We start from the raw sequence: 12,319 nt of genomic DNA on the forward strand, positions 1-12,319 counted from the left end.
AGTGATTAGTGATTAGTGATTAGTGATTAGTGATTAGTGATTATAGCATCATTTTTTAAAATCATGTTTAACGCCCTAAAAGGCTTAAACACACCCGCTAACTGCATATAAAGATAGCGCTACAGACGCTAATGAGCTTTATTGATTTTACAACCAGAGAATGATGGCAACTATAATGATTAAAATATTTTGATACGCTCATCACTTTGGATAGGAATGCCTAATTCTAGCGTTAGCGATTTCACTCGTTATATCAATAAAGCGAATGTTAATAGTGTAAAACAAATCTGAATTTGGAAGCAGAAATTTATTTAATTTTTTCTTTGGGTAAGGCTAATTTAACGAACCGCTATTTTGATTTTTGACACAAGGAAACCCCCTCCTTTAACTCTCTCTAACCCTTACTTTTTATCGTTTTTATGTTCGTGGTTAGCGTTGCATTGATTGGCTTGGTTTTGGCTATTTTTTTGACAACTTCCGTTGTTTTGATTTTTAGCGTCACCTTTTTGATTGTGGTTTTGATTACTGCAACTGTTACTCATTTTGTCTCCCTTTTAAATTAAAATAAAAACCAGATGCATTTTTGCATCTAGGTCTCCATTCTATACCTTTTTTTCTAAAAAAAAGCTTAAACGGATTCTATTTGCAATGACTTCTTATCTTCATTGGCTTGTTGCGTTTTTAGGCGTAAAGTGGCGACCACAATGCATGCTGGTATGGTTACCCTATAAGCCGGCCCTGCAATATCAATCGCTGTCCATACGCCTGTAATGATCCAGCCAACAGGGCCTGTTAAAAAGCTCAGAGTTCTTGTAAGCACTTGATCGCCCGCAAGCGATAAACCACGCCCTAGAATGGTTTTTGCGACCGCATTCGCAACAATGACTGCTAATTGATAAGATTTAAAGCCCCCCATTTTAAACAGCGTTAAAGTCGCTGCGCTTAAAGCTTGTCTGTTTAAATTGTCAGTGTTTTTTATGGACAATTCATCGCACATTTCTTTCACTTCTTCATCATCCATTTCTTCTAGGCTTCTTTCTAAGATTTTAGAAAGCATGTTTTGTTCAATTAAAGTCGTTTCAGTTTTCTTGTTGTAATTGACCTTTAATTTATCGCACACATCGCATAGAATCTCTTTGTATAAGACTCCTTCGCCCTTAATGAAGCTCGCAAAACTATTGCTCCCATAGTATTGCAACTCTTCAGCGATTCTTTCTGCGTATTTAGCGTAATCATCGCCATGCCTTTTGTATTCTAGGGAGCTTGTGAGTTTTTCATTGTGTCTTTTTTCACCGTCTTTACCAAAAACAAGTACCTCAAACAAATCCAATAAATCACTAGATTCCAATTGCTTTAAAAATTCCAAGTCTCTATCATATTTGTATGCCATATTATTCCTTTATATTGTTTTATCACTTATTAAAAACAAACGACTTTTCGCGCTCCATCGCTGTTCTTCTAAAGTGATTACTGATTTTAATATCATTTGTCTAAAATTACACTTAATATTCTAAAAAGGCTTAAGCTCAAAAGCCCAATGCTCTTAACTCTATAGATTGCTTTAAAGCGTCAATTTTCTCAAACGCTAAAGGGGGGATTTTTATCCCCATTTTTTCTAACCTTTACTTTTGCCATTTTATACTTAAGGTTATTAGGGGTTAAGCGGTTTGGAGCGGTTGTTATCATTTTTTTGTAATTCTTATGGCTGGGATTTTTAAGTTTTTCAACACCGCTTTTTGGGTTATTGTTTGGGTTATCGCTTGATCATGTGAAAAACAGCTAAAGCAACTAGACCAATGAGAAAAACACTAGCCAAATCCCATGCTTTATCGGTTTTATTTGCTTGTTGTGTTTCTTGGTGTAAAGATTTACCGGAATTTGCTTTAATAATCCTAATAATCCCATTGATAAGTTGTTCCATGTCTTTTTGTCTCTGATCTTCATGCATGACCAAACAACACCAAGTAGTCAATACTACCCACAAAAAATGGCTCTAAAAGCAAATAAATACTGAAAACTCTATTTCCTAAAAAAAACAATAGCGAAAATATTATGACCAAGAACAACCCAAAGAATAAAGCTGAATATAGTTGAAAAAATCCCACCTCTCAAGGAAAAGGCTACCCAAAGGCTACCCATGGAAGAAATACAGCTAGCGTATAAATCACAATTGACTCCTTTTAATTTTACTTCTACTACCGCTCAAATCCCACCAACCCCCTTTTTAGTGATTAGTGATTAGTGATTTAACATCATTTTTTAATTTAGGCATAAAACGCCCTCAATTCAAGGGTTTTTGAGCGAGCTTTTTGCTCAAAGAATCCAAGATAGCGTTTAAAAATTTAGGGGTGTTAGGCTCAGCGTAGAGTTTGCCAAGCTCTATGCATTCATTGATGATGATAGGGTTTTGTGTGGGCGTGAAGCCAATTTCATACGCCCCTAAGCGTAAAATCGCCTTTTCCATGCTCCCTAATCGCTTGAAATCCCAGTCTTTCAAATGCGGTTCAATGAGGGCGTCAATTTCATTGATTCTTTCTAACACGCCATTAAAAAGGCTTAAAGCGAAAGCAAGCTGGTTGTTTTTAATCTTTTTTTCTTCTAACATGCTGGAAGCGATTTTTTTAATTTCTTCATTACCGCTCTCAAACGCATACAACAATTCAACCACAGCCCCCCTGGCTTGAGTCCGTGTCGCCATTTTAACCCTTGAGAGTTTGGCACAAGCTCAATAATTCAATGAGAGTGTTCATCGCTTCAAAGCCCTTATTGCCGGCTTTACTGCCCGCTCTTTCAATCGCTTGTTCAATATTGTCTGTGGTAAGCACGCCAAAGCTTACCGGCATGCTGTATTTTAGCATCGCGCTGGCAATGCCCTTAGTCGCTTCTGCGCTCACGTAGTCAAAATGCGGAGTCCCCCCTCTAATAATGGCTCCTAAAACGCACACGCCATCGTATTTTCCACTCCCTAACAACCTCTCTAAAATGAAAGGCAATTCATAAGCCCCAGGCACCAGCACGACGTCTAAAAGATCCTCATCGCCCCCATGCCTTTTAAAGCAATCCATCGCCCCTTCTTGTAATCTGTCTGTGATGATATGATTGAAGCGCGATGTTAAAATAGCGACTCTTTCATTCCCTTGTAATTGCAATTTCCCTTCTATGATTCGCATGAAATTCCTTTAAAATAAATTTTGGATTTTTAACATGTCGGTTACTAAATATTCTAGCTCATCAGGTTTGAGCATGTTCGCCCCATCGCTTAGGGCGTTTTTAGGATCAGTATGCGTTTCAGCGAACAACCCATCAATCCCCACCGCAGCCGCAGCTCTCGCTAAAATAGGGGCAAAAGAGCTATCCCCTGAACTTTTCCCGTTCGCTCCCCCTGGCATTTGCACGCTATGAGTGGCGTCAAAAATCACAGGGGCAAATTCTCGCATGATTTTTAAAGAACGCATATCCACCACTAAATTCCCATACCCAAAGCTGCTCCCCCTTTCACACAACCACACGCCATTTTTTAACGCCGTTTCATAAGTGGGGCTTTGAATGCTTTTATCCCTAATTTTAAGGGCTTTTAAGACAGAATATTGCATGTCTTTTGGGTTCATGAATTGCCCTTTTTTGATATTGACAATAGCGTTAGTTTGGCTCACTGCTACAATCAGATCCGTTTGGCGGCACAAAAACGCCGGGATTTGTAAAATATCCGCTACTTTGGCTGCCACGCTTGCTTGATAGCTCTCATGCACATCGGTTAAGATTTGATAACCAAATTCCTCTTTGATGGTTTGTAACATTTCTAAGCCTTTTTCTAAACCAGGCCCTCTATAGCTCTCCAAACTCGTGCGGTTCGCCTTATCAAAACTCGCTTTGAAATAAAAATCCAATCGCTCGTTGTTGGCTAGGGGTTGTAATTTAATAGCGATATTTCTTAGATTTTCTAAGCTCTCAATGACGCATGGGCCAGCGATTAAAACGGGTTTAGGGGTTTTTGTGTTAGAAGTTTTCATGACTTATCCTTTGTTTGATGGTTTCTTCAATCGGCTCAAAAAAATGGCTTTCAAAATTATAATTATAAATCCTGCCTGTTTCTATGATATAGTGCCAACCAAAAATTTTTAATTCGTTATTCATCACTCTTTCTTGAATGAAATCATAGCTTAAGAGGTTGTTGAGTTGCAAGCGCACGTTCAAACGCTCCGTAAGCCATGAACGCTTGGCGAAATGGTTGCTGAATTGCGGGTGATCTTTTAATTCTTCTTTAATAGGCTCTAAAAATTGTATCCAATTTGCAATGTAAGGGGTTTTAGCTTTGGTGGTTTCATCATTGATCAAATGAATGCTCCCGCAAGCCCCACAATCGCTATGCCCGCAAATGATTAAGTTTTGAATCCCCGCATGCGCAATAGCGTATTCAACGCTCGCAATGGTAGAAAGGGATTCTTTATAGCTTGTTTTAGGGGGGATCACATTGCCCATGTTGCGGATCACATACAATTCGCCCGGCTTGGTGCCAGTGATTAGATTAGGCACGACTCGTGAATCCACGCAAGAAATGAACAAAGTGTGGGGCTTTTGCTTAGTCTTTAAGCTCTCATAAAGCTCTTTAAACTCTTCATATTCATTCTCTTGAAACTCTAACGCTCCTAAAAACGCTTCCACTCTTTAACCCTTAAATCTCATTTTCTTAAACTTGGTTTTCATTTTAAAACGCTTATCATAGCTAAAATTCTTCCATTTCTTTTTGTTATAATGGCGTTATTTTACACTTTAAAGGGCTTTCATGCAATTGTGTGTCGCATTGGATTTAGAAAAAAAAGAGGACAACCTTTCTTTATTACAAGAATTAAAGGGCTTAGATTTATGGGCTAAAGTGGGGCTTAGATCTTTTATAAGAGACGGGGCGACTTTTTTAGATGAAATCAGAAAGATTGATGGGAATTTTAAGATCTTTTTGGATTTAAAGCTCTATGATATCCCTTATACTATGGCAAATGCCGCTCTAGAATGCGCGAAATTAGAAATTGACATGCTCACCGTGCATTTAAGCAGCGGCAAAATCGCACTAGAAATCTTAATGCAACGCTTAAACGCTCTTAAAAAACGCCCCTTGATTATGGGTGTGAGCGCTTTAACCAGCTTTAGCGAAGAGGAATTTTTGAGCGTGTATAACGCCCCTTTAAAAACTCAAGCGATAAAATTGAGCGCTATGGGCAAAGAGAGCGGGATTGATGGGGTGGTGTGTTCGGTGTTTGAAAGTTTAGCGATTAAAGAGGCTTTAGGTAAGGACTTTTTGACTTTAACCCCTGGCATAAGGCTCAATAAAAGCGATAAAGAAGATCAAGAAAGGGTGGCGAACGCTAAAGAAGCCAAACAAAATTTAAGCGATTTTATCGTGGTGGGCCGCCCCATTTATCAGGCTAAAGAGCCTAGAGAAGTGGTTTTAGAGCTTTTAAAGGATTGTTAATGCGGGCGTTAGAAACGATTGCTGCTTTAAGAGAATATCGTAAAAGTTTGAAAGAAAGCGTGGGGTTTGTGCCGACTATGGGGGCTTTACACAGAGGGCATCAAAGCTTGATAGAAAGGAGTTTGAAAGAAAATTCCCACACGATTGTAAGCGTTTTTGTCAATCCCACGCAATTTGGGGCTAACGAGGATTTTAGCGCTTACCCGCGCCCTTTAGAAAAGGATTTGGCTTTGTGTGAAAAATTAGGCGTTAATGCGGTGTTTTTGCCTAAAATTGGCGAAATGTATCCCTATGAAGCAGAGCAACGCCTAAAACTCCATGCCCCTGCATTTTTATCCCATTCTTTAGAGGGAGCCATGCGTCAGGGGCATTTTGATGGGGTGGTTCAGGTCGTGCTAAAATTGTTCCATCTTACTAACCCCACTAGAGCGTATTTTGGTAAAAAGGACGCCCAACAGCTTTTAATCATCCAGCATTTAGTCCAAGATTTGCTTTTAGACATTGAAATAGCGCCATGCGAGATTGTGCGAGATGATGATAATCTGGCTTTAAGCTCTAGGAATGTGTATTTGAATGCAACAGAAAGAAGACAAGCCCTAGCCATTCCAAAAGCTTTAGAAAATATCCAGCAGGCCATAGATAAGGGCGAAAAAGCGTGCGAAAAACTGAAAAAACTAGGGCTTGAAATTTTAAAAAATTTAGAAGTGGATTATTTGGAATGCTGTAACCACAAGCTAGAGCCTTTAAAAACCATAGAGCCGGCTAACACGCTGGTTTTAGTGGCGGCTCGTGTGGGTAAAACCAGGCTTTTAGACAATTTGTGGGTGTAGTTTGGAATCTTTGTGGCGACCCTTGAAAGATTTGAACTTCCGTTTCCACCGTGAAAGGGTGGTATCCTTGGCCACTAGATGAAAGGGTCATTTTTAACGATTAACTATTATATGAAAAAGCGTAGGAAATGATTTTAAAAGCGTTTGGTGGCGGAGCGGACGGGACTCGAACCCGCGACCCCCTGCGTGACAGGCAGATATTCTAACCAGCTGAACTACCGCTCCCTATCAAAACCCCATAGCCTAAAAACGCATGCTTGAAGCTAAGTCAAAAATGGTGGTCGCTATAAGACTCGAACTTATGACATCTACCTTGTAAGGGTAGCGCTCTACCAACTGAGCTAAGCGACCACAATATTGAGATAAAATCCAACTAAATTTAAAAGAGTGGTGACTCCTAGGGGATTTGAACCCCTGTAACCACCGTGAAAGGGTGGTATCCTAACCACTAGATGAAGGAGCCACTACGCTCAAATGGTGACCCGTGTTGGATTTGAACCAACGGCCCATTCCTTAAAAGGGAATTGCTCTACCAGCTGAGCTAACGGGTCTCACAAAAAGATAATGATACAATTTTTTTTAACGCTTGTCAAGAATAACTGAAAAATATTGCGGTTTTTATAGAAACGACACGCTCTCAAAACGGCATGGGTAACAACTATTACGCTTAAAACTTGGTTGCGTTTAATGCTACAAGGATCACAACAGATTCCATGCGTTTTAATGTTGGTTAGTGTTAGTTTTGGGGTTTTAAAAAGGCTTTGTTTTTCCCAAGCGCTAATAAATCTTATTAGGATTTAGTGCTTTTTTTGTTTAAAAATTTCATTTTTAAAAAATGGGTTTTTGTTTTATCGTTTTAGATCTCATTTTGTTGTAAAAATCATTTCATTGAGTTTGTTTAAAGTATTTAAAAACGCATTCCCTTAAGGAAGTAGGGGGTATTTTGAAACCATTCTCCCCTTTTTAACCCCACTAAACCCCCAAAAAAGAAGCGCTTTTTTAAAAGCTATCACTTGAATTAGTATCAAGTTTTCCACTAACTAATATAAAAAACGCTAAAAAGGATTTTCCATCAAACCCCCCAAAAAAAGGGAGTTCAAAAAAAGGGAGTTCAAAAAAGAAAGGGTTCAAAAAAAAGGGTTCTCCTCTAAAAAGAGAGTTCAAAAAAGAGAGTTTAAGACAAAGAATTCAAAAACAAAAACCCCAAAAAAAAGAGAGTTTAAAAGAAAGACTTTAAAAAAGAAAGGCTTCAAAACAAAACCCCCCAAAAAAGAAAGAGGGTTCAAAAAGAGAGTTCCACAAAAAAAGAGAATTTAACGCGAGTTTTTAATACGCAAACACGTAATTCAAATACACGCTATAAAGCCTGCGGTATTCTAGTTGAGTGCCTAGCAAAGAATAGTAATTCGTGTTGATCGTGGGGATTTTCACGCCTAATTCCACGCCATGCTGAGCCGCATGATCGCTCGCTTTCTTTTTGTTTTTAGCCAGATTCATTCTCAAGCCCAAGTTGAATAAGAATTGGAAATTCGCCACATTCATTTTAGCGCTATAGAAATTATTGAAGGTCGCTAAATTCACATACTGGGAATTAAGCCATGAAGTGCCGGCTAACGCAATCCCCCCAAACACCCCAAAAGAAATCTTATTGTTTTTGGTGGCTTTATCGTTGATAAAGTTATAGAGGACATCTGTTCCTACCCCATAAGTGAACACATCAGAGGCGGAATTGAAAAAGCTGGATTTGATATAAGCATGGTTGTAATCAAAAAAGCCGTAATACCTTAATCCCCACCTTCTCTTTTCACCAAAAAATTGTTTGTAGCCCACTTGCACACCGATCCCATTCATCGCGCCGTTGTTGGTTTGAGAGCTGATTAATCCAACGCGTCTGAAAGGGTTATGCCCTAATTCTTGCGTGGCGCTTAATAATTGCGAATAAGCGCTTTGGTTGACTTGATAAACGGCCTGTAAGCCCCCGGGGTTATTAGGGTTAGTGGATTGGCTTATCAAATTTTTAAGGAATGGGGAATTGGGCGTGTTTGAAGCGGTCGTGGTGATGCTGTTATAAGTGTTGTTTAAAGTGCTAAGGCTGCCTCTAAAATCAAGTATCGTGCGCGCCAGCAACTCAGATTGCTTGATTTGCTCGGCTTGAGTGCCAAAATGCGCAAGGCTGTTGTTTAAAGCCGTTATGGTCTCTTCCACATACGCGCAACCAGCCCCCTAAGTGTTGTTAGTAACCCCTTGATCAGGTAATGTCCCACCCCCATTTCTGCAAGCTGCCAAGTAATCTGTAACGAAATGTGTAGGGATAGCGTTGAGATTGGTTTTGATTTGATCGGCTAGTTCAAGCATCTTGGCTTGCGCTTGGGCGTGGTTGAGCATGTTTTGAGCGAAAGCCCTATCCGAAGAGGTATAAGGATTGAAATCTTGCGGCGCGTTTTGATTGCTTTGCTCTTTAGCGTTAAGGCTTTGAGCTTGCGCGACGATTTCTTGGGCGTTTTTGATCATGCTAGTAACGGCGCTAAATTCAGCGCTAAAGATTTGGCACGCATTCCCGCTTTGATTGATATTCCATGGGCTACCATTACCCGGAGTGTTTTCATTATGCGTGGATCGCACCAAGGGGCATTGGGTGTTAAGGACATTCATGATCGTGCTGGCTTGTTCCAAAAGGTTTTGAGCGGTATTGGTGAAGGTAAAGCTTTGCGTTTCTTTGTTGTTGCTACCATTGCTAGTTACACCATTACTGCTACCATTTTTTTGACAGAATTGATTCACACCACCATTAATACTACTACTACTACCATTATTTTGTTTGCATTCGTAGGTGTATTCTACTTTCACTTCTGTGCCTTTCCCGTCCAAGACAGGAAACCCATTCCCACTCTTTAAAGCCTGTTGGATAGCTTGATAGGCTTTATTGAGTTTTTCAAATTCTTGGATAGACATGGATCTACCAGGACCAGTCGCTTCATACCGGTTGCAAGTGATGCTCGTTGTCCCACTTCCTGGTTGGTTATTGAAAATAACGCTGCCAGGCCCACTCCCTGTGCCATTGCCATTCCCGCACATTATCGCATAGCCTATCACGTTCCACAAGCCCACCGCCGCATTCAGCGCCAAAGAGACGGCTTGATAGGCGGGGGAATTGTCTTTTTCGCCGGTCAACCCTTGCGTGTTTGCTCTTAAATTATCGATCGCAGCATTGATTTCTGAAGGGCTGCTCGCGTTCGTTACCGCCTGATTGAGGTTGTTGAAATTGCTTAAAAGGTTGCTCAAATTCTCATAAGTGTCTGAGAGCTTTTTCAATTCGCCGGTGTTTTTCACCATTTGAGCGGCTTCGCCGATCTGATAGCCCGCGCTGATAAAAAATCCGTTGTCTTCAGCGTTTAAAAGCGATGAAGCGAGAGAGAGAGAGTAAAAGGGTTTTTTTCATGTTTTCTCCTTGAAAGTAAATTGAGTGATTGGAATTTTATACATTAAGAATGTATTTGGAACATTGTAGCATGAAATCGTTTTTTTTTTTTTTGTCATTTAGAGAAAATTTTAGAATTTTGCATTTTTTGCGCGTTTGTTTGGGTGGTATTGGAAAGGGTTTTTTAGGTTTTATTTTAATGGAACACTAACGATAAAAGCTTGATTTTAATGGGGATTTTTTGTTGCGCGTTTTTCAAAACGAGCGGTTTTGTGAGATAAAAGCCCCCCAAGAAGAGGGCTGTTATGAAAAATGGTATTAAAAAGCAAGGGGGTTTACATCATGCCACCCATGCCTCCCATTCCGCCCATGCCACCCATATCAGGCATTGCTGGGGCCGCTTTTTCTTCTTTGATTTCATGCACGGTGGCTTCTGTGGTTAAAAGCAGGCTTGAAACCGAAACCGCATTCTGTAAAGCGATCCTTTCTACTTTTAGGGGGTCAATAATGCCTTCTTTAAACATGTCCACATACTTGCCATTGCTAGCGTTAAAACCAAAATGCCCTTCGTGTTTTTGCACTTCATTCACGACCACACCGCCATCATAACCGGCATTGATAGCGATTTGAGCTAATGGGGCTTTAATGGCGCGCATGATGATTTCATAGCCCACTTTTTCATCATCGTGTAAATTCAAATGCACTTTTTGAGCCGCGCGAATAAGAGCCGCACCGCCGCCAATCACAATGCCTTCTTCAACCGCCGCTTTAGTCGCGCTCAACGCGTCATCCACCCGGTCTTTTTTCTCTTTCATTTCCACTTCACTCGCAGCACCCACTTTGATCACAGCCACACCGCCAGAGAGTTTAGCCAACCTTTCTTGCAATTTTTCTTTGTCATAATCGCTTGTCGTGCTTGCGATTTGGGTTTTGATTTGCGCGACTCTGTCTTTAACGTCATCGCTATGGCCTTTGCCATCCACGATCGTGGTGTTGTCTTTGTCAATCACAATCCTTCCGGCTTTGCCTAAAAACTCCACTTCAGCGTTTTCTAAACTCAAGCCTAATTCTTCGCTAATGACTTGACCGCCGGTTAAAATAGCGATGTCTTTTAGCATTTCTTTTCTCCTGTCCCCAAAGCCTGGAGCTTTGACCGCTGCGATATTCAACACGCCTCTTAATTTATTCACCACTAGAGTCGTTAAAGCTTCGCCCTCAATGTCTTCAGCGATGATTAAAAGCGGTTTGCCCTCTTTCATGGTTTTTTCTAGTAGCGGGAGAATGTCTTTCATGCTAGAGATTTTTTTATCCGTTAAAAGGATGTAAGCGTTATCCAATTGAGCGGTCATTTTCTCAGCGTTCGTTACAAAATAAGGGGAGAGATAGCCTCTATCAAATTGCATGCCTTCTACAACATCTAATTCGTCTTCAATGCCCTTAGCTTCTTCAACGGTGATCACGCCGTCTTTACCCACTTTTTCCATAGCGTCAGCGATGAGTTTCCCGATATTGTGATCCGAGTTGGCAGAAATGGTCGCCACTTGGGTGATTTCTTCTTTACCGCCCACTTTTTTGCTCGCTTTTTTAAGCTCATTAATAATCGCTTCAGCGGCTTTATCCATGCCTCGTTTCACTTCAATAGGGTTAGCCCCAGCCGTGATATTCCTCAACCCTTCTTTAAAAATGCTATAAGCCAGCACGGTCGCGGTGGTCGTGCCATCGCCGGCAGCATCAGCGGTTTTGCTCGCTACTTCTTTAACGAGTTGAGCGCCCATGTTAGCCACCGGGCAACTTAATTCAATCTCTTTAGCCACGCTCACGCCATCTTTGGTGATGCTTGGAGCGCCATAGCTTTTTTGGATCAACACGTTCCTGCCTCTTGGCCCCATGGTAACTTTAACAGCGTCATGGAGTTGTCTCACGCCTTCAAATAGAAGGTTTCTCGCGCTATCTGAAAATTTAATTTCTTTTGCCATTGTGTATCCTTAATAATAATGTTTTTTAGTGTTTTTTGTGATCATGACAGCAAGCTTCATGCTCTTTAGCATGTTTATGGTCATGATTGCCTGTATGACAGCAAGATCCCGCACCCACGATGCCCAGAATGTCTTCTAGTTCTAGCACCATGTATTCAGTGCCGTCTAAAACGATTTCTGCACCTTTGTATTTGCCAAAAGCGATCACATCGCCCTCTTTAACGCATTTGCAACCCTCACTGATTTTATGGCTAACGGCTTTGACTACGCCCATTAAAGGCTTTTCTTTAGCGTTATCAGGGATGATGATGCCTGAACTGGTTTTGTTCTCTTCTTCAAGTCTTTCTACTAAGACCCTTTCTCCTAATGGTTGAAACTTCATTTCAGTTCTCCTAAGTTTTGATAAATAAAATAGAAATTTAGCGCTTATTGTTATTAAGCGACACAACTATAGCGCATTTTTAGGGATAAGTCAAGCCATAAAACCAAACATAAGATTATAATTATAAGGATTATTAAGTCTATTTGTATCAAGTTTCATTAGTTTAAAAATATAAGGATTAGAAAAAGGGGTGCTATTAACAAACCTTTTTGAAGATTTTATTTATTGAGTATAATCCCTTTTGAG

At 40.4% G+C, this 12,319-nt stretch carries 11 protein-coding genes, 5 tRNA genes and 2 pseudogenes; 2 read left to right on the forward strand and 16 right to left on the reverse strand.

Features of this window, described 5'->3' with window-relative positions; all coding sequences use genetic code 11:
• Positions 1–401: 401 nt before the first annotated feature.
• The 8 genes and pseudogenes from CS889_RS08270 to CS889_RS00035 form a co-directional block, all read right to left on the reverse strand.
• On the reverse strand, positions 402–542 hold the full coding sequence (locus tag CS889_RS08270; RefSeq protein WP_000071337.1) for a hypothetical protein: 141 nt from the start codon (positions 540–542) through the stop codon (positions 402–404).
• An 86-nt stretch (positions 543–628) separates the two neighbouring features.
• Positions 629–1,390 (reverse strand): YaaW family protein, encoded by a 762-nt coding sequence (locus tag CS889_RS00005; RefSeq protein ID WP_000323709.1) that lies wholly within the window; start codon positions 1,388–1,390, stop codon positions 629–631.
• Between the two features lie 363 nt (positions 1,391–1,753).
• Entirely contained in the window at positions 1,754–1,948 is a 195-nt protein-coding gene (locus CS889_RS00010; protein ID WP_089086458.1) for a hypothetical protein, read from the reverse strand.
• Positions 1,941–2,213 (reverse strand): annotated as a pseudogene (locus CS889_RS08715) (flagellar biosynthesis protein FlgG). The gene CS889_RS00010 and the pseudogene CS889_RS08715 overlap by 8 nt, the downstream one beginning before the upstream one ends.
• 68 nt (positions 2,214–2,281) lie before the next feature.
• Complete coding sequence (nusB, locus tag CS889_RS00020) at positions 2,282–2,698, reverse strand: transcription antitermination factor NusB (RefSeq protein WP_000235749.1); 417 nt, start codon at positions 2,696–2,698, stop codon at positions 2,282–2,284.
• A 1-nt stretch (position 2,699) separates the two neighbouring features.
• The gene (gene ribH / locus CS889_RS00025; protein ID WP_089086459.1) at positions 2,700–3,170 is read right to left on the reverse strand and encodes a 6,7-dimethyl-8-ribityllumazine synthase; all 471 of its coding nucleotides are present in this window, start codon (positions 3,168–3,170) and stop codon (positions 2,700–2,702) included.
• Between the two features lie 9 nt (positions 3,171–3,179).
• A complete protein-coding gene (gene kdsA, locus CS889_RS00030) occupies positions 3,180–4,010 on the reverse strand; it encodes a 3-deoxy-8-phosphooctulonate synthase (protein ID WP_089086460.1) in 831 nt (276 codons plus the stop codon).
• Complete coding sequence (locus tag CS889_RS00035) at positions 3,997–4,662, reverse strand: carbonic anhydrase (protein WP_089086461.1); 666 nt, start codon at positions 4,660–4,662, stop codon at positions 3,997–3,999. Before CS889_RS00035 ends, kdsA begins: the two co-directional genes overlap by 14 nt.
• Before the next feature lie 121 nt (positions 4,663–4,783).
• On the opposite strand from CS889_RS00035, the gene pyrF reads away from it, so the two are divergent.
• Both pyrF and panC read left to right on the forward strand, forming a co-directional pair.
• A complete protein-coding gene (gene pyrF, locus CS889_RS00040) occupies positions 4,784–5,467 on the forward strand; it encodes an orotidine-5'-phosphate decarboxylase (RefSeq protein WP_089086462.1) in 684 nt (227 codons plus the stop codon).
• The gene (gene panC, locus CS889_RS00045) at positions 5,467–6,297 is read left to right on the forward strand and encodes a pantoate--beta-alanine ligase (RefSeq protein WP_089086463.1); all 831 of its coding nucleotides are present in this window, start codon (positions 5,467–5,469) and stop codon (positions 6,295–6,297) included. The genes pyrF and panC overlap by 1 nt, the downstream gene beginning before the upstream one ends.
• 13 nt (positions 6,298–6,310) lie before the next feature.
• Here the strand turns inward: panC and CS889_RS00050 are convergent.
• The 8 genes and pseudogenes from CS889_RS00050 to groES form a co-directional block, all read right to left on the reverse strand.
• Positions 6,311–6,386 (reverse strand) — tRNA-Glu (locus CS889_RS00050).
• 59 nt (positions 6,387–6,445) lie between these two features.
• Positions 6,446–6,522 (reverse strand) — tRNA-Asp (locus CS889_RS00055).
• A 50-nt stretch (positions 6,523–6,572) separates the two neighbouring features.
• Positions 6,573–6,648, reverse strand: a tRNA-Val gene (locus CS889_RS00060).
• A 37-nt stretch (positions 6,649–6,685) separates the two neighbouring features.
• Positions 6,686–6,760, reverse strand: a tRNA-Glu gene (locus CS889_RS00065).
• 12 nt (positions 6,761–6,772) lie between these two features.
• A tRNA-Lys gene (locus CS889_RS00070) sits at positions 6,773–6,848 on the reverse strand.
• A gap of 775 nt (positions 6,849–7,623) precedes the next feature.
• A pseudogene (gene sabA, locus CS889_RS00075) lies at positions 7,624–9,736 on the reverse strand (Hop family adhesin SabA/HopD).
• Between the two features lie 314 nt (positions 9,737–10,050).
• Positions 10,051–11,691 (reverse strand): chaperonin GroEL, encoded by a 1,641-nt coding sequence (gene groL / locus CS889_RS00080; RefSeq protein WP_001040281.1) that lies wholly within the window; start codon positions 11,689–11,691, stop codon positions 10,051–10,053.
• Positions 11,692–11,716: 25 nt separating this feature from the next.
• The gene (gene groES, locus CS889_RS00085) at positions 11,717–12,073 is read right to left on the reverse strand and encodes a co-chaperone GroES (protein WP_000671927.1); all 357 of its coding nucleotides are present in this window, start codon (positions 12,071–12,073) and stop codon (positions 11,717–11,719) included.
• Positions 12,074–12,319: the final 246 nt, after the last annotated feature.

Origin of the sequence: Helicobacter pylori (assembly GCF_900120335.1) — a bacterium.
Classification (GTDB): domain Bacteria; phylum Campylobacterota; class Campylobacteria; order Campylobacterales; family Helicobacteraceae; genus Helicobacter; species Helicobacter pylori_BU.

What these genes read in the sequence shown, in the direction of transcription:
- CS889_RS08270 (WP_000071337.1), bottom strand. Translation starts at nt 542, where the DNA reads ATGAGTAACAGTTGCAGTAATCAAAACCACAATCAAAAAGGTGACGCT.
- CS889_RS00005 (WP_000323709.1), bottom strand. Translation starts at nt 1,390, where the DNA reads ATGGCATACAAATATGATAGAGACTTGGAATTTTTAAAGCAATTGGAA.
- CS889_RS00010 (WP_089086458.1), bottom strand. Translation starts at nt 1,948, where the DNA reads ATGCATGAAGATCAGAGACAAAAAGACATGGAACAACTTATCAATGGG.
- nusB (WP_000235749.1), bottom strand. Translation starts at nt 2,698, where the DNA reads ATGGCGACACGGACTCAAGCCAGGGGGGCTGTGGTTGAATTGTTGTAT.
- ribH (WP_089086459.1), bottom strand. Translation starts at nt 3,170, where the DNA reads ATGCGAATCATAGAAGGGAAATTGCAATTACAAGGGAATGAAAGAGTC.
- kdsA (WP_089086460.1), bottom strand. Translation starts at nt 4,010, where the DNA reads ATGAAAACTTCTAACACAAAAACCCCTAAACCCGTTTTAATCGCTGGC.
- pyrF (WP_089086462.1), top strand. Translation starts at nt 4,784, where the DNA reads ATGCAATTGTGTGTCGCATTGGATTTAGAAAAAAAAGAGGACAACCTT.
- panC (WP_089086463.1), top strand. Translation starts at nt 5,467, where the DNA reads ATGCGGGCGTTAGAAACGATTGCTGCTTTAAGAGAATATCGTAAAAGT.
- groL (WP_001040281.1), bottom strand. Translation starts at nt 11,691, where the DNA reads ATGGCAAAAGAAATTAAATTTTCAGATAGCGCGAGAAACCTTCTATTT.
- groES (WP_000671927.1), bottom strand. Translation starts at nt 12,073, where the DNA reads ATGAAGTTTCAACCATTAGGAGAAAGGGTCTTAGTAGAAAGACTTGAA.